Raw genomic sequence first — 18,689 nt, 5'->3', positions numbered from 1 at the left:
CTCGCCTTATTGTTGTTCTGAGGTTGTAGGCAAAGAAATCACCACAGTTTGCGGTGCGGGCGGTGAATACATACGCAGTTGCGTCACCGCACGGGTGCCAATTTGTGCAGTTGCACCAAAGGTCTGCTGTTCAATTAACAAACGCCCCCATTCGGCATTTAAGTCATCTCGCTCGCGCATATAAGAACTCAGCTCACGATAATCATGGCGATATTCAAACACTTGAAACACCACCATAATCGCGCTGATAAATACCAGCGCCAATAAAATAAAATAGGCGACCATTTTTTTCAGTCGCACTTGAGATTGATTTTTTTCAACAGTTTCAGTTTTCATTATTGGCCTTTTCAAGCTAATCGTTCTGCAACACGTAGCCATGCGCTGCGTGAGCGTGGATTGGCTTTGACTTCTTCATCACTGGCACGCACACGTGATATTTTTTTCAATCGACGTGTATCTTGTTGCTGTTGTGGCAAGCCCCAACCCGAATCTTCAGGCAGGCTCGATTCTTTTTGAATAAACTGTTTAATTAAACGATCTTCCAAAGAATGGAAGCTAATTACCGCCAAACGACCTTCGGGTTTTAACACCTCAACGGCTTGCGGCAAGAAGTTTTCAATATCTTCTAATTCTTTATTAATCGCAATACGAATTGCCTGAAAAGTACGTGTTGCAGCGTGTTTGTTTTTTTCCCACTTCGGATGGGCAACTTTTACAATTTCAGCCAATTGTGCGGTAGTTTCAATATAACCCGCCTGTTTAATGGCTTTGGCAATACGGCGGCTATAACGCTCTTCACCATATTGAAAAATCACATTGGCTAAGGCTTCTTCTTCAATATCCACCAGCCATTCTGCCGCAGTCGGGCCTTGTGAGTTGTCCATACGCATATCAAGCGGGCCATCTTTCATAAAGCTAAAACCGCGTTCTGCCTGATCTAGCTGTGGTGACGACACGCCTAAATCGGCCATCACACCATCGACCTGAGTGACGCCCAAATCATTCAACGCTTGCTGCATATCGGCAAAACTGGCATGAATAATCTGAAAGCGCGAATCTTGCTGCGCCAATTCTGCTGCCACGGCCAAAGCTTGTGGATCTTTATCAAAGGCATAGACTCGTGCCTGCGCATCCAATTTGGATAACAACAAACGCGTGTGTCCACCTCGTCCAAAGGTGGCATCGACATAAATTCCTGTATTGCGATCTGCCAACACGGCATCAACAGTTTCATGAAGTAATACAGAAATATGCGACATAAGGTTCAATCAATACAGCTAAAATGTAACTGCACATTATTACCTTGTTTTGGCAAAGCTCCAAACGTCTTTTTGTAGATAAATATTACTTTCCATAGGGAAAACCGTTTTTGACTTTTTTAAAGCACAAAAAAATCTCCGTAGAGATTTTTTTGTGTGCCAATCCAATAAAAGATTAGCCGAAAATGGATATCTGTTTAACGCTTAGTATTATAAATTTGGTCGAAAATCGCACCATTCACAAAATGTGTTTTTTGTGCATTTTCCCAGCCACCGAACACTTCATCAATCGTGAAGGTTTTTAATTTCGGGAATTGTGCTGCATATTTTGCAAGGACTTTTTCATTACGTGGACGGTAGAAATGCTTAGCCGCCATTTCCTGACCTAAAGGTGAATATAAATAGTTGATATAGCCTGTCGCTAACCATTTATTGCCATTTTTTTCTACTGTGCGGTCTACGATTGCCACCGAAGGTTCAGTCAAAATAGAAATAGATGGATAAACAATATCAAACTTGTCTTTGCCTAAGGTTTTTAAAGTTACAAGGGCTTCATTTTCCCAAGTCAACAACACATCACCAATGCCACGTTCAGCAAATGTAGTCATCGACGCACGTGCTGCCGAATCCATCACTTTTACATTGTGGTACATCTTGCCCACAAATTCTTGCGCTTTGGCCTTAGAGCCGCCCGGCTGCTTTTCTGCATAACCCCAAGCCGATAAATACACCCAACGTGGCAAACCACCTGTTTTCGGGTTAGGGGTAATAATTTGTACGCCTGGTTTGGTTAAGTCATTCCAGTCTTTAATGTTTTTCGGATTGCCTTTACGCACCATAAAGACGATGGTCGAGGTATAAGGCGCAGAGTTATGAGGAAATTCTTTTTGCCAACCTGCTTGGATTTGACCTGACTTTACAATTTCTTCAATGTCATTCGCCAATGCCAAAGTTACGACATCGCCCTTTAAACCATCGACCACAGAACGCGCTTGCTTGCCTGAACCACCATGTGATTGTTTAAAGTTGACGTCTAAACCTGTACGTTTTTTCCAGTACTGACCAAACGACTTGTTAAATTCATCATAAAATTCGCGGGTCGCATCATACGATACATTTAAAAACTGACGATCTGCAGCCTGAGCAGTCGTTGCAGCAAAACCTGTTGCCAATAGCGCAGCAGCCAATAAAGCTTTCAATTGAGTTTTCATTACAGCACACATCACCTTTAATCTGTCGCTCAATATATGCAATGCTCAGGCGCTGCGCAATTTGTAAAAAACATGCAAAAAATGATTAAATTCAAATAATTTAGCTTTAATTAATTGTTTTTAATCAATTTAATTCAAGATGCGGCGTTTATTCCAAATTTATACCTTTTTATGGATTAGATATATGAAAAGTGAATAAAACTTTGATCCGCTTTTAGACTCAACGGTAAAATAAGCGACATCACAGCAATCAAACCCGCTTCAAAACTATTTTATTGTGACTTTTGTAACAATCTTCACGATATCTCCACAGTTGTTTGTTACAACATGTTCTAAATCAAAGATCATCTGAAAAATCGGTATATAGTGAGTAAATGATGATAAAGATCTTATTAAGAGTGTGACGCAAATCTACTTTTGTTATGATTTTTGTGATTAAATATTAAAGTGATTAAAACAATTTATAAATTGTGAGTTCACTCATAAAGGAAAGGGGGAATCAAAATGAAATCTAAACTCATGTTCGCAGTATTACTCAGCTTAAGTACAGTCGGTCACAGTGCAGTGATCAAATCTGCTGAAAGCAAAACCAATTTAACTGAGGCAAAAGGCTCTTTAATTGAAAAAGCCATTACCCAGCAAAAACAGGCAGACAAGCAAAAGTTTGAATCGAATAATGATTTAAAAGTGCTGACTTCAATTAATCTTGCCCCAACTCAAAATTTCTTTGCCTTGCAAAATCAGCGTTTTAGCCGTTTCGTACAAGCCTTATTCCCGCAAGGTAACTCATAAGTCTGCATCAAACTCACTGCCTTTAATCCCCTTTTCAAATGCAGTTGAAACGCCCAAGTACAGAATGTTGAATTTAACATTAAGTACTTGGGCTTTTTCGTTATAATGGTTGCAATTTACATTTTGAATTAATTTTTGCTTATGACTGTTCGTACTCGTATCGCGCCTTCTCCTACTGGTTTCCCGCACGTGGGAACAGCGTATATCGCCTTGTTTAACTTATGTTTTGCCAAACAACACGGTGGTGAATTTATTCTTCGTATTGAAGATACTGACCAACTGCGCTCAACCCCTGAATCTGAAAAAATGATTTTGGATTCATTGCGTTGGTTAGGCTTAAATTGGGCAGAAGGTCCAGATATCGGCGGCCCACATGCACCGTATCGCCAATCTGAACGTATGGATATTTATAAGCAATACGCCTTGCAATTGGTTGAACAAGGGCATGCTTTCTATTGCTTCGCTACTAGCGAAGAACTAGATCAAATGCGTGCAGAACAACAAGCACGTGGTGAAAGCCCGCGCTACGATGGTCGTGGTTTAAACTTGTCTGCAGATGAAGTGCAGCGTCGTTTAGCGGCAGGCGAAGCGCATGTTATTCGTATGAAAGTGCCAACCGAAGGCGTATGTAAATTTAATGACATGCTGCGCGGTGAAGTGGAAATTCCATGGGCGCAAGTCGATATGCAAATTTTGCTGAAAACAGATGGCTTGCCAACTTACCATTTGGCCAACGTGGTCGATGACCATTTGATGCAAATCACTCACGTGATTCGTGGTGAAGAATGGATTCCATCGGCACCGAAACACCAATTGCTTTATCAATATTTTGGTTGGGATATGCCTGTGTTATGCCACATGCCATTGTTGCGTAACCCAGACAAATCAAAATTATCTAAACGTAAAAACCCAACTTCAATCAACTACTACAAAGACATTGGCGTATTACCTGAAGCTTTGCTGAACTATTTAGGTCGCATGGGTTGGTCAATGCCAGATGAAAGTGAAAAATTCACCTTAGCCGAAATGATTGAACACTTTGATATTCAACGTGTTTCACTAGGCGGCCCTATCTTTGATGTGGAAAAACTCAATTGGCTAAATGGTCAATGGATTAAAGCACTTTCACCTGCTGAACTATTAGACACCTTATTGGCTTGGAAAGCAGATCGTGCCAAATTGGAAGAAATTGCTGCCGCAATTCAACCACGTATTCATTTACTCTCAGAAGCGGTCAATTGGTCAGCACATTACTTCAACCATTTCCCAAGCTTAAGCAAGGAACAGTTTGAAAGCAAAAAACTGTCTGAAGAACAAGTGCGTCAAAGCTTGCAATTTGCAATTTGGCGTTTAGAAAGTCTATTTACTTGGAACAACGACACGGTGAGCCAAACCCTAATGGATTTAGCCAACCAAATGGAAATCAAATTGCGTGATTTCATGCCTGCGTTCTTTATTGCAATTGCAGGTTCAACCGCATCTACACCTGTGATGCAAACCATGGTCACCATTGGTCCTGACCTGACCTTTGCGCGTTTGCGTCATGCCTTAGAAGTGGTTGGCGGACCAAGCAAAAAAGAAGTTAAAGTCTGGGAAAAACTGAATGAAAGCATCAAATTGCCGAAAAATGATGCAATTGATCCAGCTTAATTCATTTTTTTGTTGACGTGTGCGCGCAATAGCCCTAATATTGCGCTCACACAGACTGGGGTCATAGCTCAGTTGGTAGAGCGCTACAATGGCATTGTAGAGGTCAGCGGTTCGATCCCGCTTGACTCCACCAAGTTTAAATAAGGCTTTACCTGTGTTGCCTCATCAAGTCCCTATCGTCTAGAGGCCTAGGACATCGCCCTTTCACGGCGGTAACCGGGGTTCGAATCCCCGTAGGGACGCCATATTCAAGATGAATATAAATTCACTTATCTTCATCTTATAATAAAGCTCAAGCAATGACTTGGGCTTTTTTATTGCCCTGTTTTCTGACAGACTGTTTTTGATTTGCCGTACATTTGGTTAGAATAACGATCAGATTAGAATTTTGGAGTTGTAATGCAATACCGATGCCCTAAATGTCAAAGCCCAAAAATCATGCCTGTTGCGCAGGCAGGTCAAACAACACCGCGTCCTGTGGTGCCAAAAAGCTTGGTGATGCTTATTCCAGCGGTATTTGTCTTATTACTTCTTGTCTTGATCAGTATCGCCATGTGGATTTTTGGTGATGGTGCAGGCACAACCTTACAAAGCATTACTGTGGCGGTATTTGTGCTGTGTGTAATTGCAGGTTTCTTGTTTTATCGTGATTTGCCTGATTTCAAAATTTCTATGCAAGCCTTTATGCAGTCACAAAAAAAATGGAAGTGCCGTGAATGTGCACATGAGTGGGAAGTTTAAACCTCACTGGTCTACATCTAGATTAAGAAAAATGTTGCTAGGTTGATCACAAGACCACATCATCGAGCAAATATAAAAAAACCAGCCTTCTCGGCTGGTTTTTTTAATGAGAACTCAAGTTTTTAGACTTAAGCGCCAATTTTACGGTATTTGCTACGTTTGGTTGCCAGATCATCACCATATTTCTTACGGCGATATTCTTCAAACTCAGTATAGTTACCTGTAAAGAATTCTGGTTGCTCATCTTCGAATGACAAGATGTGCGTTGCAATACGGTCTAGGAACCAACGGTCGTGCGATACCACCATCACTGTACCTGGGAAGACTAAAATTGCATCTTCCAGTGCACGTAAAGTTTCAATATCCAAGTCGTTTGATGGCTCATCCAGCAAGATCACGTTTGCGCCCTGCTGTAGAATTTTTGCCAGCTGTAAACGGTTACGCTCACCACCCGACAATTCACCAACGCGTTTTTGCTGATCCTGACCTTTAAAGTTAAAGCGACCAATATAAGCACGCGATGCAATTTCATAATCGCCCACTTTCAAAATGTCTAAACCGCCAGAAACTTCTTCCCAAACAGTTTTGTCATCATCTAGAGTGTCACGAATCTGACCGACATAAGCCACTTTTACCGAGTCACCTAAAGTCACGCTGCCCGTATCAGGTTGCTGCTCGCCAGTCATCATACGGAATAAAGTCGTTTTACCCGCACCGTTTGGACCGACAATCCCCACAATCGCTGCAGGCGGCACAGTAAAGGAAAGGTTTTCGTAAAGTAAGCGATCACCAAATGACTTGCTGATGTTTTCCACTTCCACCACTTTGTTCCCTAAACGTGGGCCAGGTGGAATATAAATTTCAGAAGTTTCGTTACGCTGTTGGAATTCACGCGAGTTAAGCTCTTCAAAACGCTCCATACGCGCTTTGTTTTTCTTTTGCTGGCCTTTCGCATTGGAACGTACCCATTCCAATTCTTTTTTCAAGGCTTTAGCAAAAGATTCTTCTTGCTTCTGTTCTTGCTCTAAACGGTTATTTTTCTGCTCTAACCATGAAGAGTAGTTACCTTGATATGGAATACCATGTCCACGGTCAAGTTCTAAAATCCATTCTGCAACGTTATCCAAGAAGTAACGGTCGTGGGTAATTGCCACAATCGTACCCGGGAAGTCTTTTAAGAAACGCTCTAACCAAGATACAGATTCTGCATCCAAGTGGTTCGTCGGCTCGTCTAGAAGCAGCATGTCTGGTTTAGACAATAACAAACGGCATAAAGCCACACGACGACGCTCACCACCCGATAATTTGTTAACATCAGCATCCCAAGCTGGCAAATTTAATGCTGCCGCTGCTTGTTCAAGCTGATTGTTCAGGTTGTGTGCATCCCAAGTTTGGATAATCGCTTCTAACTTCTCTTGCTCTTTTGCAAGTTTGTCGAAATCTGCATCTGGATCTGCATATTCTGCAAAAACTTGGTCTAAACGCTCTAAAGCATCTAAAGCTTCACGCACACCATCTTCCACGTTGCCGCGTACATCTTTGCTCGGGTCTAGTGGTGGTTCTTGCTCAAGATAACCAATTTTGATGCCTGGCTGTGCACGAGCTTCACCAGAGAAATCTTTATCTACGCCCGCCATAATACGGAGCAAAGTCGATTTACCTGCACCGTTTAAACCAAGCACACCAATTTTCGCACCTGGGAAAAATGATAAGGAGATGTCTTTCAAGATTTCGCGCTTAGGCGGAACCATTTTCGACACTCGGTTCATCGTATAAATATATTGGGCCACGTAGGACTCCTCAATAGAAAACCAAATCTGGGGCTCAGATGAGCAGCCCCTGCTCTAATGAGCGAAAAAATAATCGGGTATTATACCTGAATACGGAGAAAAAATAAGACACCACAAACATCTTGCACGCTTTGTTACAACTCTAGCGATCAGCGGATAAGCACAGGACTTTTTGCCTGCTATATCAAATTTACAGCTAAATATTGCAGCATTTTTACACTTTCTTTCATATTTAAAAGTGCTAGACTCAAACCAATTTAACTCACGAAGATGAAGTAAACATGACCTATAAAGACGAAACTTTGGCCATTCATGCAGGCTATAGCCCAGAACCAACCACCAAAGCCGTGGCTGTGCCTATTTACCAAACCACTTCTTATGCCTTTGATAATACGCAACATGGTGCCGATTTATTTGATTTAAAAGTACAAGGCAATATTTACACCCGTATTATGAACCCAACCACTGCAGTATTGGAGCAACGTGTTGCAGCACTTGAAGGCGGGATTGGCGCATTGGCTTTAGCATCGGGTATGGCTGCAATTACCTACGCAATTCAGACCATTACCGAAGCAGGCGATAACATTGCTTCAGTATCAACTTTATACGGCGGTACTTACAACTTATTTGCCCACACCTTGCCTAAACAAGGCATTGAAGTACGTTTCTTCGATTATCAACAGCCTGAAAGCTTACGCGACCTGATTGATGACAAAACCAAACTGGTCTTTGTAGAATCCATTGGTAACCCATTGGGCAATATTATTGACCTTGAAGCGATTGCGAAAATTGCGCACGAATACGGCATTCCAGTGGTGGTGGATAACACTGTAGCCACGCCTGTCTTGCAAAAATCATTTGATTTTGGCGCAGACATCATCATTCACTCACTGACCAAATATATTGGTGGTCACGGTACGTCTATTGGCGGCATTATTGTCGATAGCGGTAAATTCCCTTGGGGCAAATATCCTGAGCGTTTTAAAGCCTTAAATACACCTGACCCAAGTTACCATGGTGTGAACTATGTAGAAGCCTTAGGCGCTGCAGCATTTATTGCACGTGCACGTGTAGTACCACTACGCAATACAGGTGCAGCGATTAGCCCGCATAACGTATTCCTAATTTTACAAGGTTTAGAAACCTTAAGCCTGCGTATGGAACGCCATACTGAAAACGCGCAAAAAGTAGCGGAATATTTACAGGCACATCCAAAAGTGAAATGGGTCAATTACGCAGGTTTGAAAGATCACCCGCAACATGCGTTGGCACAAAAATATGTGAAAGGCAAACCTTCTGCAATTCTGTCTTTTGGTGTGCAAGATGGCCGTGAAGGCGGAACCCGCTTTATTGATGCACTGCAATTATTCACACGCTTGGTCAATATTGGCGATGCCAAGAGTCTGGCTTGCCACCCTGCAACCACCACTCACCGTCAGTTGAGTGCAGATGAACTCAAAGCGGCTGGTGTGAGTGAAGATATGGTGCGTTTATCCATCGGGATTGAACATGCCGATGACTTAATTGCCGATTTAGAGCAAGCTTTAGCAGCTGTATAAAAACTCATCAGTTCAAACTTTGTACTGGCATCCTGCTGATTAATTTCAACAGGATGCTTTTTATTTTAATTTTTCTTTGTATGTCTTTGCATTAGCTTTATTTCATGGTAAAAATAAAGATATACAGCTCACAAAAATAGAGCAATTACTCTAAATTCATTTTTAAATTCAACCACTTATTCCATAGCTTTTTTTGTGCAATCGGCTATCATAAAGCCAAGTAAAACAGTTCAAATTCAGTCTGAAATTTGAATCGTCAATCTCAATAAAAATGACAACTCAGGAATCTAAATCAGGAATATTAGCGTGAAGCCAAAATTAGAGAAACTTTTTCAACAGCGTGTAAATGGTAAAGTTGCCCTTATTACAGGTGCATCGAGTGGTATTGGTTTAACCGTGGCACATAAGCTAGCCGATGCAGGTGCGCATGTGCTTTTGGTGGCACGTACTCAGGAAACGCTCGAACAAGTCAAAGCTGAAATTGAAGCACGTGGTGGCAAGGCTTCAGTTTTCCCTTGTGATCTAAACGATATGGACTCTATTGATGCTGTATCGCAACAAATTCTTGCCTCTGTCGATCATATTGATATTTTAATTAACAACGCAGGCCGCTCAATCCGTCGTGCAGTACATGAGTCGGTTGATCGTTTCCACGACTTTGAACGTACCATGCAGCTCAACTATTTTGGTGCTGTGCGTTTGGTACTCAATATTTTGCCGCAGATGATGCACCGTAAAGATGGTCACATCATCAACATCAGCTCGATTGGTGTATTAGCCAACGCAACGCGTTTCTCGGCTTATGTGGCATCTAAAGCCGCATTGGATGCGTTTAGTCGCTGTCTATCTGCAGAAGCGCATACACACAAAATTGCGATTACTTCGGTGTATATGCCATTGGTTCGTACCCCAATGATCGCACCAACCAAAATTTATAAGTACGTGCCCACCCTTTCACCTGAGCAAGCGGCAGATTTAATTGCTTATGCGATTGTGAAACGTCCGAAGAAAATTGCGACACATTTGGGTCGTTTGGCTTCAATCACTTATGCGATTGCACCAGACATTAACAACAAACTCATGTCGATTGGTTATAACTTATTCCCAAGCTCTACCGCGTCTGTGGGCGAGCAGCAAAAACTGAACTGGGTACAAAAAGCGTATGCGCGCTTGTTCCCAGGTGAACACTGGTAATTTATACACAATTCAAGTTTTGCTTTAGGCGACCTACGGGTCGCCTATTTGTTTTTACAGCTTAGGTTGAACAGCGCACAACAATACAACATCACTTCAACAATTTTTAAATTGTGCAGCCGCAACTTTTCATGTGATTTTAATATTGGTTTAAGAAATAGCATTCAAAATGACATTACAATAATGAAAGGTACAACACATGAAAACTCTGTATCTGTTTAAGCTATTTTGTTTTTCTGCTGCGGGCTTAAGTTTTTATCACTTATATACTGAGCTTACGCGCAATCATGTAGACACATTTCAAGTGATGACACTGACAGGCCTGGTGGTCTTGTTAGTCGAATTGGGCTATCGCAGCCAACTTGCCGTGTCCATGTCGCATTCATCTGGTGCGATGTCCGAAGTTTCTGCCTCTTCTAATTACAGTTATTTCATGTCTAAATTGGCAGCAGGCAGTATTGCCACAAGTTTTGTTCTGCAAGGCTTAATCCGTTAATTGCTTATTTAAGATCCACAATCTCAACCATAACAAAACATTCAATTGCACCGCATTTTTATGCTATAACACAGCTGTTTTAAGTATTTTGAATGGATTATGCGAGCACTGGCCCTCATTTTACAGTATGGCTGTTTTGCCTTTGCCTTGTTTCTGAGTTATCAGGTTGCAACGGCGCTTTATCAGCAAGAATATGAACTTTTAGAGGTTGTTGCCGATGTCGGCACGATTTTAATTTGTATTGATTTGGGCGTATTTTTATTTAGCAGTAAAGCCTCACAAGGTTTAAATCTTCAGGAATATGCTCGCCAACTTGAAGCACCACCGTCAAAACTAGTCGCAGTGACTCGTAAACTTGGACATTTGGGAATTATGCTGATTTTGGTGAGTTGGATTGTACCGTTGATTTAAAATCCATCAAAAAATCTGTATATAAAAATGTTCCTGCAAAACAAAAAGCTCCCGAATTTCGGGAGCTTTTTGTTAGAGCAATTCAAAATTACTTCGAACCTTTAATCCCTGCTTGTAACAACAATGCACCTAAACCACCAATTTTATTTTCTTGTGGTTTAGCGGCTTGTGGTTTTTTCGCTTGTGGACGCTCAGTCTGAGGACGTGACTGCTGTGGACGTTTCGCTTGTGGCTTACGCTCTGTACGCTGTTCTTGATCACGACGTGGTGCACGCGCTGCTTTTGCAGGTGCAGCCGAACCTTCAGGACGCATCGATAAATTCACACGGTTACGCTCTACATCAACCTGCAACACACGCACTTGAACAATTTGACCTGGTTTCACCACTTTATGCGGATCAGCCACAAATTCATTGGCCAACTCAGAAATATGCACCAAACCATCCTGATGTACGCCCACATCCACGAAAGCACCAAAGTTGGTCACGTTGGTTACAACACCTTCAAGCTGCATGCCTTCAGTCAGCTGCGCCACTTCAGTAATATCTTCACGGAATTTAGCCGTACGGAATTCAGGACGTGGGTCACGACCTGGTTTTTCCAATTCAGACAAAACATCCTGAATAGTTGGTAAGCCGACTTGCTCATCCACAAACTCTTCAGCATTCACTGAACGGATAATTTCAGTATTACCAATAATATCTTTAACCGTGGTCGCTTTGGCAGCCACAATTTTTTCTACCAAACCATAAGATTCAGGGTGCACTGCAGAAGCATCCAAAGGCTCAGAACCTGCCTGAATACGTAAGAAACCTGCTGCTTGTTCAAAAGTACGTTCGCCTAAACGCGGTACGTTTTTCAAAGCTTGGCGATTGTCAAAACGGCCATGTTCTTTACGGTATTCAACAATTTGCTGTGCAATGGCTTTATTCAAACCTGCGATATAACCCAAAATTGCTGAAGATGCCGTGTTGACATCGACACCGACCGAGTTCACACAGTCTTCTACCACAGCTTCTAAGGTTTTTGCTAAACCTGCCTGATTCACGTCATGTTGATACTGACCCACACCGATTGATTTTGGATCAATTTTTACCAACTCTGCCAATGGGTCTTGCAAACGACGTGCAATCGACACTGCACCACGAATCGACACATCTAGTTCTGGCAACTCTTGCGATGCCAATTCAGAAGCTGAATACACAGATGCACCCGCTTCAGATACAGACACACGTGTTAATTTCAAGTCACTGTGCGCCGCCATCATTTCTGCCACAACCGCTTCAGTTTCACGGCTTGCAGTCCCGTTACCAATCGCGATTAAATCAACATTGTGCTCACGGCATAAACGTGCAAGTTCTTCAATCGCGCCTGCTTTGTCTTCTTTAGGTGCAAATGGATAAACCGTGCTATGTGCAACCACATCGCCAGATTGGTTCACCACAGCCAGTTTGACACCTGTACGGATGCCAGGGTCTACGCCCAGCGTACAACGCGCACCTGCAGGTGCAGAGAGCAATAAATGACGCAAGTTTTCTGCAAAGACATCCATCGCTTCAGCTTCGGCAGCCAAACGCTTTTCAGTCAATAATGAATGTTCGATTTGTGGACGCACTTTGCCCAACCAGAACAATTTTGCCGTTTGCTTTAAAAAGTCCTGACGTGCTTGCGGCTGAATTTGATCTAAATTGTATTCAGTTTCAATACGTGCCAAAGGTGCACTGTCTTCACCATCAACTTTTAAACCCAAGACGTTTTCTTGGCGACCACGCAACATCGCCAATAGGCGATGTGAAGGCACTTTGTTGAGGTTTTCTGAAAAATCGAAGTAATCACGGAATTTTTTGCCCACTTCTTTTTTCTCTTCAGAAGCAACCAAGCTTTTTAATACCGCTGTTTTGGCAAAAATTTCTTTTAATTCTGTGGTTAAGGCAATATTTTGTGCCCATTCATCAATCAGAATGTGTTGTACCGCATCTAGCTGACTGTCTGCATCAGGATAGTCTGCATGACTAAAGCCTGCTAAAGCTTCGCTTGGCTCAACCTGTTCTGCAAAAATTTGCGCTGCAATTGGGCCTAAACCTGCTTCTTTAGCTTTAAACGATTTACTGGTGCGTTTTGGACGGTAAGGCGCGTAAATTTCTTCTAAAGCATTTTTGGTTTCAGCAGCGTTAACCCGTGCCAATAAATCATCAGATAATTTATCTTGTTCTTTGAGTGATTCTATTACTTTTTCGCGACGCTCATATAAATCACGTAAATACGATAAACGTGTATCGAGCTGACGTAGCTGCGTGTCATCTAAACCTTGCGTCACTTCTTTACGGTAACGTGCAATAAATGGAACGCTAGCACCTTCATCAATAAGTTTGATGGCAGCTTCTACTTGATTTGGTCGTACGGCAAGTTCTTTTGCTAACTGCTGAACTAAGTCAGTCATCGTGTGTGATCCTACAAGGATAAGTACTAAAAGCCATGATTATAAAGACCAAGACTATAAAATCCACAATTGTTTTATGAATTTTATAAATGGTGGTTTTTTGGCGATTTTTGCCAATTCGGCTAAATTTTATAAATCTAAATAAAATTCAGGCTTATGTTAGACTCAAACGGACAAATATGTCAGTTTTTCGCATGGGAATGCTGTATATATTTGGTATCTATGTCTTGATTTTATCTGCAATATTTGTTGCTTTAGAGCATAGGCAATAGATACCAATGAATCGTATACTCAAAGCCAACTCAACTTTTTGTTTACGATGACAATAAAGAATAAAGGAGCACATCATGAGTTTAGTTGTACCTGCTGAAAAAACAGATGCCGTACACAGCGAAACTGACCGCGTTGAACGCATTCTCGTTGTCGATGATGATGTGCGTTTACGTACCCTGTTACAGCGTTTCTTGGAAGATAAGGGCTTTGTGGTCAAAACTGCCCACGATGCGACACAAATGGATCGTTTGTTACAGCGTGAACTGTTCTCTTTAATCGTGCTTGATTTTATGCTGCCTGTTGAAGATGGTTTAAGTATTTGCCGTCGTTTACGTCAATCTAACATCGACACGCCAATTATTATGCTGACGGCTCGCGGCAGTGACTCTGACCGTATTGCAGGACTTGAAGCAGGTGCAGATGATTATTTACCAAAACCGTTTAATCCAAATGAGCTGTTAGCGCGTATTCGTGCTGTATTGCGTCGTCAAGTGCGCGAGGTACCAGGTGCACCAAGTCAGCAAATGGAAGTGGTTGGTTTTGGCCCATGGTCACTAGATTTATCGACCCGTACTTTGACACGTGAAGGTCAGGTCGTGACCCTAACTACAGGTGAATTTGCAGTACTCAAAGCGTTGGTACAACATCCTCGTGAGCCTTTAACCCGTGACAAGTTAATGAATTTGGCGCGTGGTCGTGAATGGGGTGCGATGGAGCGTTCGATTGATGTTCAGGTTTCACGTTTACGTCGTTTAATTGAAGAAAACCCTGCCCGTGCACGTTATATTCAAACGGTTTGGGGTGTCGGTTATGTATTTGTTCCAGATGGTGCGGAATAAGTTGAAAATGATGTGAGGCTTCAGCCTCACATCTTCATGCAATGATCAACATTTATGCACACCGATCATTGTGCTAGATTTAAAGAACAGACATTCCAATAACAAGTATATTCATCATAAAATTTCACTCACTAAATTCGCTTTACAACCTCTGCCACAGGACAAGATGTGAAACTCGAACCCATCGACCCACAAGAATTTACCGACTATGTGGCGTATTCTGAAAAGAAACGTACCCGCTGGGAGCGTTTTCTGGACAAAATCAAACCACGCTCTGCAGCCATGCGCACCACGGTACTGGTGGTTTTTGTGGTGTTGTTTAGCCTGTTTATGTCGTTGTGGTTCTTTTGGCGCACCTTGTATTTACCTGAAATTCAACAACACGCCCGCTATTTAGCGGTTGAACTGGAAATTTTAAACAATCCAGATTTGCGCATTTTTCACAATGAAGCCGAAGTCGATGTCGATGCGTGGCTTAAAAATCGGGTCGGCATTGAATATGTAACCGATCCACGTGAGTTTCCTAATGTACGGGAAAAAGTCATTGCAGAGTTTTTTACCCAACAAATAGAAAAGAAACTGGCAACTGAATTAAAAATGCAGGATGTCACGGTCTATTTCCAGTTCAAACCAAGCCCGCGTATTTGGATTCAAACCCCAGAAATGAATGGCAACTGGGTACGTGAACCCCTTAAAACCTATGCCAACTACAGCCCTGAATTGGTCTTTGGCTGGCTTTTGGGTATTCCACTGTTAGCTGCAGCAATTATTTTAACTCTAGTACGTCAGCTGAATCGTCCTTTGCGTCGTCTGCAAAATGCCGCCAATAGCTACAGTAAAACAGGCAAAGCACCTTATTTAGAAACCAATCACGGTCCGCAGGAAATTCGTGAGGTCAACCAAGCCTTTAATCACATGATTTATACCTTGGAACAGACTGAACGTGACCGTCGTATCATGTTGGCAGGTATTTCACACGACCTGCGCACGCCACTGACACGGATTCGTTTAAGTGCCGAAATGATGCCCGATGATGATTTTTTAAAAGAAGGCTTAATTTACGATGTAGAAGATATGGATGCGATTTTAAATCAATTCATTTCTTATATGCGTGATGGTTCCGATGAAGAATTACAAGAAACCGATTTAAATGTTTTGCTGCAGGAATTGATTATTCAATTTAAACCGTTGGATATTCGCTTTAACGCACAAGAATTACCTTTAATTCAGGCGCGCAGTTTGTCGCTGAAACGTCTGATTGGCAACCTGATTAATAACTCGAAACGCTATGGTGCAGAGCCAATTGAGTTGTCTGCAGAAGTGCTGGATGAACACATTCGGATTAGCGTGGCAGACAACGGTACAGGCATTCCAGAAGACCAAATTGCCGATTTAATGCAGCCTTTTGTACGCGGCAATGAAGCACGTACTGTACAAGGCAGTGGCTTAGGTTTGGCAATTGTAAAACGTATTGTCGATATTCATCAGGGCGAGCTCACCATTCAAAACCGTGAACACGGTGGTCTTGAAGCCATCATTACCCTGCCGTTACAACCTGAAATCGTTGAAGAAAAAAATAATGTTGGCACGCTGGAAAAAATCAAACAAAGTTTGAGTGAACACTTCTAAACGGCTGACGCTTTTGATCTCTATCTGGCTTGCTATATACCAATTTCAGACCAACAGCAAATCGGATGGACGATCAAAGTAAAAAATTCAGATGGTGCATATCAAAATTGTATAAAAATATATCAAACAAATTGTAATATTTACCTTTTGATATATAAATAAACGATTAAATTCAATTATTTATGTATTATTTTATATTTTTATACCACCATTTAGGCAAAAAATTAGACCTTAGCCTAACACCTATGCAAAATACCTTTTTTGATCGGTACAATCGGTATCAGTCTAGTATTTTACGAGAGTTCGCCATGTCTTTAGATCGCATCCGTTTAGCCTCCCTCCACGACAAAGTAATCAGCGCAGAACAAGCTGCTGAATTCGTTCAAGATGGTATGACCGTAGGTATGAGTGGCTTTACTCGTGCGGGTGAAGCAAAAGCTGTTCCACTTGCATTGGTGGCACGCGCTAAAACCAACCCTTTAAAAATTGACTTAATTACTGGGGCAAGTCTTGGTAATGATTTAGACAAGCAATTGACTGAAGCAGGTGTTTTGGCTCGTCGTATGCCGTTCCAAGTAGACAACACTTTGCGTAAAGCAATTAACCAAGGTCAAGTTATGTTCATTGACCAACACTTGTCTGAAACTGTTGAGCAAATGCGTAACAATACGCTAAAACGCCCAGACATCGCGATTGTTGAAGCAGTTGCAATTACTGAAGACAGCCTAATTATTCCAACAACTTCTGTAGGTAACTCTGCAAGCTTTGTTGAATATGCAGATAAAGTCATTATCGAAATCAACACCACTGTAAGCACAGAATTTGAAGGCCTACACGACATTTATATTCCTGAAGCACGTCCAACACGTGGTCCAGTGCCATTAACTCACGTTGAACAACGTATTGGAACCAAAGGTATTCAGTTAGACCCTGCAAAAGTTGTGGGTATTGTATTTAACGATACCTTGCTTGACTCTCCATCTAACGTGACCGATCCAGATGACGAAACTCAAGCAATTGCAGATCACTTGATCGCATTCTTTGAAAACGAAGTAGCTCAAGGTCGTTTACCGAAAAACTTGGCACCTTTACAAGCAGGTATCGGTTCAATTGCAAACGCAGTATTAACAGGCTTCAAACACTCTAACTTTGAAGACTTGGTGATGTACTCAGAAGTACTCCAAGACTGTACGTTTGAATTGATTGATGCAGGCAAAATGAAGTTCGCTTCTGGCTGTTCAATGACCTTGTCTGAAAAATGTGGTGATCGCGTATTTGGTAATCTTGCACACTACAAAGACAAATTCATTTTACGTCCACAAGAAATTTCTAACTTCCCTGAGTTAGTACGTCGTTTAGGCATCATTGGCATTAACACTGCACTTGAGTTTGATATTTACGGTAACGTGAACTCAACCCACGTATGCGGTACCAAAATGATGAACGGTATTGGTGGTTCAGGTGACTTCGCGCGTAACGCACACTTGGCGATTTTCGTGACTAAATCGATTGCGAAAGGCGGTGACATTTCATCTATCGTTCCAATGGCTGCGCATGTAGACCACAACGAACACGACGTTGACATCTTAGTCACTGAGCAAGGTTTAGCAGATTTACGCGGTCTTGCACCACGTGAACGCGCTCGTGCGATTATCGACAACTGTGTACACCCAATGTACCGCAATGCATTGAATGATTACTTTGAGCGTGCATGTGCAAAAGGTGGTCACACTCCTCACCTACTTCGTGAAGCATTATCTTGGCATGCAAACTTCGAAGAACACGGTCACATGTTGACTCCTGCACAACAAGAATCTGCGCAACCAGCATAATTCGCGTGCAATAAAAAACGCCCTGATTTTTCAGGGCGTTTTTTTATGTCTTAAGTTTTTATGTCTTAGATTGTCACAAGGTCATTTGCGACAACGCACTCCATTTTACTCAAATGCCAAAGCTTTAAATTCATCTATAAAATGCTGCCCTAACTGGCGTAAACCATCCACACTGAGTGTGGTTTCAATCACACCCAAAGACACCACATCACGTTGAATTTGCAGCACAGTTTGACCTTGCGGGTTGATATAAAAACGAGAACCCAAAGTTGCAAATTTGCTTGCTAAGTCTAGGTTTTGTTCAGCTCGAACTTGATTCACCACATCTTGCGCGGTAAAACGGTATTGATCATGCAGCAAATTTAAGCTGTTGGATTGCCCATATTCTGCACTTAATGCACAATCATCCAAGACCTGTAAAGGCTGATCAAGATTGGCAAAAGCAGTCGCAGGGAGACTCAGCGCAAGACTGAATAAAATAGGGAGAGAAAATTTTAACATTGGACACCTCGCACATAGGTAAATTACACCTGTGGAGAAACATCCTTTTTTCACCAACTTATATTTTAAGTT

16 protein-coding genes and 2 tRNA genes are annotated in these 18,689 nt (G+C 42.0%); 12 read left to right on the top strand and 6 right to left on the bottom strand.

Going from position 1 to position 18,689, the window contains the following annotated elements; translation table 11 throughout:
- Positions 1–6: 6 nt before the first annotated feature.
- The 3 genes from ftsL to FTT74_RS10895 all read right to left on the bottom strand — a co-directional run bounded on the left by ftsL (position 7) and on the right by FTT74_RS10895 (position 2,470).
- Positions 7–336 (bottom strand): cell division protein FtsL, encoded by a 330-nt coding sequence (gene ftsL, locus FTT74_RS10905; protein ID WP_104852659.1) that lies wholly within the window; start codon positions 334–336, stop codon positions 7–9.
- A gap of 11 nt (positions 337–347) precedes the next feature.
- Positions 348–1,259, bottom strand: a complete 912-nt coding sequence (rsmH, locus tag FTT74_RS10900) for a 16S rRNA (cytosine(1402)-N(4))-methyltransferase RsmH (RefSeq protein WP_004974437.1) — start codon at positions 1,257–1,259, stop codon at positions 348–350.
- 197 nt (positions 1,260–1,456) lie between these two features.
- Positions 1,457–2,470 carry a sulfate ABC transporter substrate-binding protein gene (locus FTT74_RS10895; protein WP_096901291.1) on the bottom strand — a complete coding sequence of 338 codons (1,014 nt, stop codon included), beginning with the start codon at positions 2,468–2,470 and terminating at the stop codon, positions 1,457–1,459.
- A 504-nt stretch (positions 2,471–2,974) separates the two neighbouring features.
- Between FTT74_RS10895 and FTT74_RS10890 the strand changes: the two genes are divergently transcribed.
- The 5 genes from FTT74_RS10890 to FTT74_RS10870 all read left to right on the top strand — a co-directional run bounded on the left by FTT74_RS10890 (position 2,975) and on the right by FTT74_RS10870 (position 5,653).
- Complete coding sequence (locus FTT74_RS10890; RefSeq protein ID WP_004974433.1) at positions 2,975–3,262, top strand: hypothetical protein; 288 nt, start codon at positions 2,975–2,977, stop codon at positions 3,260–3,262.
- Between the two features lie 141 nt (positions 3,263–3,403).
- The gene (gene gltX, locus FTT74_RS10885) at positions 3,404–4,912 is read left to right on the top strand and encodes a glutamate--tRNA ligase (RefSeq protein WP_179989021.1); all 1,509 of its coding nucleotides are present in this window, start codon (positions 3,404–3,406) and stop codon (positions 4,910–4,912) included.
- A 57-nt stretch (positions 4,913–4,969) separates the two neighbouring features.
- Positions 4,970–5,045, top strand: a tRNA-Ala gene (locus tag FTT74_RS10880).
- A gap of 36 nt (positions 5,046–5,081) precedes the next feature.
- Positions 5,082–5,157, top strand: a tRNA-Glu gene (locus FTT74_RS10875).
- Positions 5,158–5,311: 154 nt separating this feature from the next.
- Positions 5,312–5,653 (top strand): hypothetical protein, encoded by a 342-nt coding sequence (locus FTT74_RS10870; RefSeq protein ID WP_004974430.1) that lies wholly within the window; start codon positions 5,312–5,314, stop codon positions 5,651–5,653.
- A 128-nt stretch (positions 5,654–5,781) separates the two neighbouring features.
- Here the strand turns inward: FTT74_RS10870 and ettA are convergent, their stop codons facing one another.
- Positions 5,782–7,443, bottom strand: coding sequence for an energy-dependent translational throttle protein EttA (gene ettA / locus FTT74_RS10865; protein WP_004974427.1), 1,662 nt, complete (start codon positions 7,441–7,443; stop codon positions 5,782–5,784).
- A gap of 281 nt (positions 7,444–7,724) precedes the next feature.
- Between ettA and FTT74_RS10860 the strand changes: the two genes are divergently transcribed.
- From FTT74_RS10860 to FTT74_RS10845, 4 genes are all read left to right on the top strand, one after another.
- Entirely contained in the window at positions 7,725–9,002 is a 1,278-nt protein-coding gene (locus FTT74_RS10860) for an O-acetylhomoserine aminocarboxypropyltransferase/cysteine synthase family protein (RefSeq protein WP_004974425.1), read from the top strand.
- 306 nt (positions 9,003–9,308) lie between these two features.
- Entirely contained in the window at positions 9,309–10,196 is an 888-nt protein-coding gene (locus FTT74_RS10855) for an SDR family NAD(P)-dependent oxidoreductase (RefSeq protein WP_004974423.1), read from the top strand.
- Positions 10,197–10,395: 199 nt separating this feature from the next.
- Positions 10,396–10,692 (top strand): hypothetical protein, encoded by a 297-nt coding sequence (locus FTT74_RS10850; protein WP_004974421.1) that lies wholly within the window; start codon positions 10,396–10,398, stop codon positions 10,690–10,692.
- Positions 10,693–10,791: 99 nt separating this feature from the next.
- Positions 10,792–11,103, top strand: coding sequence for a hypothetical protein (locus tag FTT74_RS10845; protein WP_019838218.1), 312 nt, complete (start codon positions 10,792–10,794; stop codon positions 11,101–11,103).
- Between the two features lie 88 nt (positions 11,104–11,191).
- Here the strand turns inward: FTT74_RS10845 and FTT74_RS10840 are convergent, their stop codons facing one another.
- Complete coding sequence (locus tag FTT74_RS10840; RefSeq protein WP_096901295.1) at positions 11,192–13,543, bottom strand: Tex family protein; 2,352 nt, start codon at positions 13,541–13,543, stop codon at positions 11,192–11,194.
- 347 nt (positions 13,544–13,890) lie between these two features.
- On the opposite strand from FTT74_RS10840, the gene ompR reads away from it, so the two are divergent.
- The 3 genes from ompR to FTT74_RS10825 all read left to right on the top strand — a co-directional run bounded on the left by ompR (position 13,891) and on the right by FTT74_RS10825 (position 18,116).
- Positions 13,891–14,655, top strand: a complete 765-nt coding sequence (gene ompR / locus FTT74_RS10835; protein WP_104852661.1) for a two-component system response regulator OmpR — start codon at positions 13,891–13,893, stop codon at positions 14,653–14,655.
- Between the two features lie 168 nt (positions 14,656–14,823).
- Complete coding sequence (locus FTT74_RS10830) at positions 14,824–16,284, top strand: ATP-binding protein (protein WP_004974413.1); 1,461 nt, start codon at positions 14,824–14,826, stop codon at positions 16,282–16,284.
- A gap of 308 nt (positions 16,285–16,592) precedes the next feature.
- The gene (locus FTT74_RS10825) at positions 16,593–18,116 is read left to right on the top strand and encodes an acetyl-CoA hydrolase/transferase family protein (RefSeq protein WP_004974412.1); all 1,524 of its coding nucleotides are present in this window, start codon (positions 16,593–16,595) and stop codon (positions 18,114–18,116) included.
- Between the two features lie 105 nt (positions 18,117–18,221).
- Here the strand turns inward: FTT74_RS10825 and FTT74_RS10820 are convergent, their stop codons facing one another.
- A complete protein-coding gene (locus FTT74_RS10820) occupies positions 18,222–18,617 on the bottom strand; it encodes a hypothetical protein (protein ID WP_004974410.1) in 396 nt (131 codons plus the stop codon).
- Positions 18,618–18,689 lie beyond the last annotated feature (72 nt).

Source organism: Acinetobacter sp. YH01007 (assembly GCF_013420425.1).
In the GTDB taxonomy this organism is placed as follows: Bacteria; Pseudomonadota; Gammaproteobacteria; order Pseudomonadales; family Moraxellaceae; genus Acinetobacter; species Acinetobacter towneri.
The sequence above is the reverse complement of the archived record's forward strand: the minus strand, read 5'-3'. Positions and strand labels throughout refer to the sequence as shown.

Coding starts and splice junctions, on each gene's coding strand:
- rsmH (WP_004974437.1), bottom strand. CDS start 1,259: ATGTCGCATATTTCTGTATTACTTCATGAAACTGTTGATGCCGTGTTG.
- FTT74_RS10850 (WP_004974421.1), top strand. CDS start 10,396: ATGAAAACTCTGTATCTGTTTAAGCTATTTTGTTTTTCTGCTGCGGGC.
- FTT74_RS10820 (WP_004974410.1), bottom strand. CDS start 18,617: ATGTTAAAATTTTCTCTCCCTATTTTATTCAGTCTTGCGCTGAGTCTC.
- gltX (WP_179989021.1), top strand. CDS start 3,404: ATGACTGTTCGTACTCGTATCGCGCCTTCTCCTACTGGTTTCCCGCAC.
- ompR (WP_104852661.1), top strand. CDS start 13,891: ATGAGTTTAGTTGTACCTGCTGAAAAAACAGATGCCGTACACAGCGAA.
- FTT74_RS10840 (WP_096901295.1), bottom strand. CDS start 13,543: ATGACTGACTTAGTTCAGCAGTTAGCAAAAGAACTTGCCGTACGACCA.
- FTT74_RS10845 (WP_019838218.1), top strand. CDS start 10,792: ATGCGAGCACTGGCCCTCATTTTACAGTATGGCTGTTTTGCCTTTGCC.
- FTT74_RS10895 (WP_096901291.1), bottom strand. CDS start 2,470: ATGAAAACTCAATTGAAAGCTTTATTGGCTGCTGCGCTATTGGCAACA.
- FTT74_RS10890 (WP_004974433.1), top strand. CDS start 2,975: ATGAAATCTAAACTCATGTTCGCAGTATTACTCAGCTTAAGTACAGTC.
- FTT74_RS10825 (WP_004974412.1), top strand. CDS start 16,593: ATGTCTTTAGATCGCATCCGTTTAGCCTCCCTCCACGACAAAGTAATC.
- FTT74_RS10860 (WP_004974425.1), top strand. CDS start 7,725: ATGACCTATAAAGACGAAACTTTGGCCATTCATGCAGGCTATAGCCCA.
- ftsL (WP_104852659.1), bottom strand. CDS start 336: ATGAAAACTGAAACTGTTGAAAAAAATCAATCTCAAGTGCGACTGAAA.
- FTT74_RS10870 (WP_004974430.1), top strand. CDS start 5,312: ATGCAATACCGATGCCCTAAATGTCAAAGCCCAAAAATCATGCCTGTT.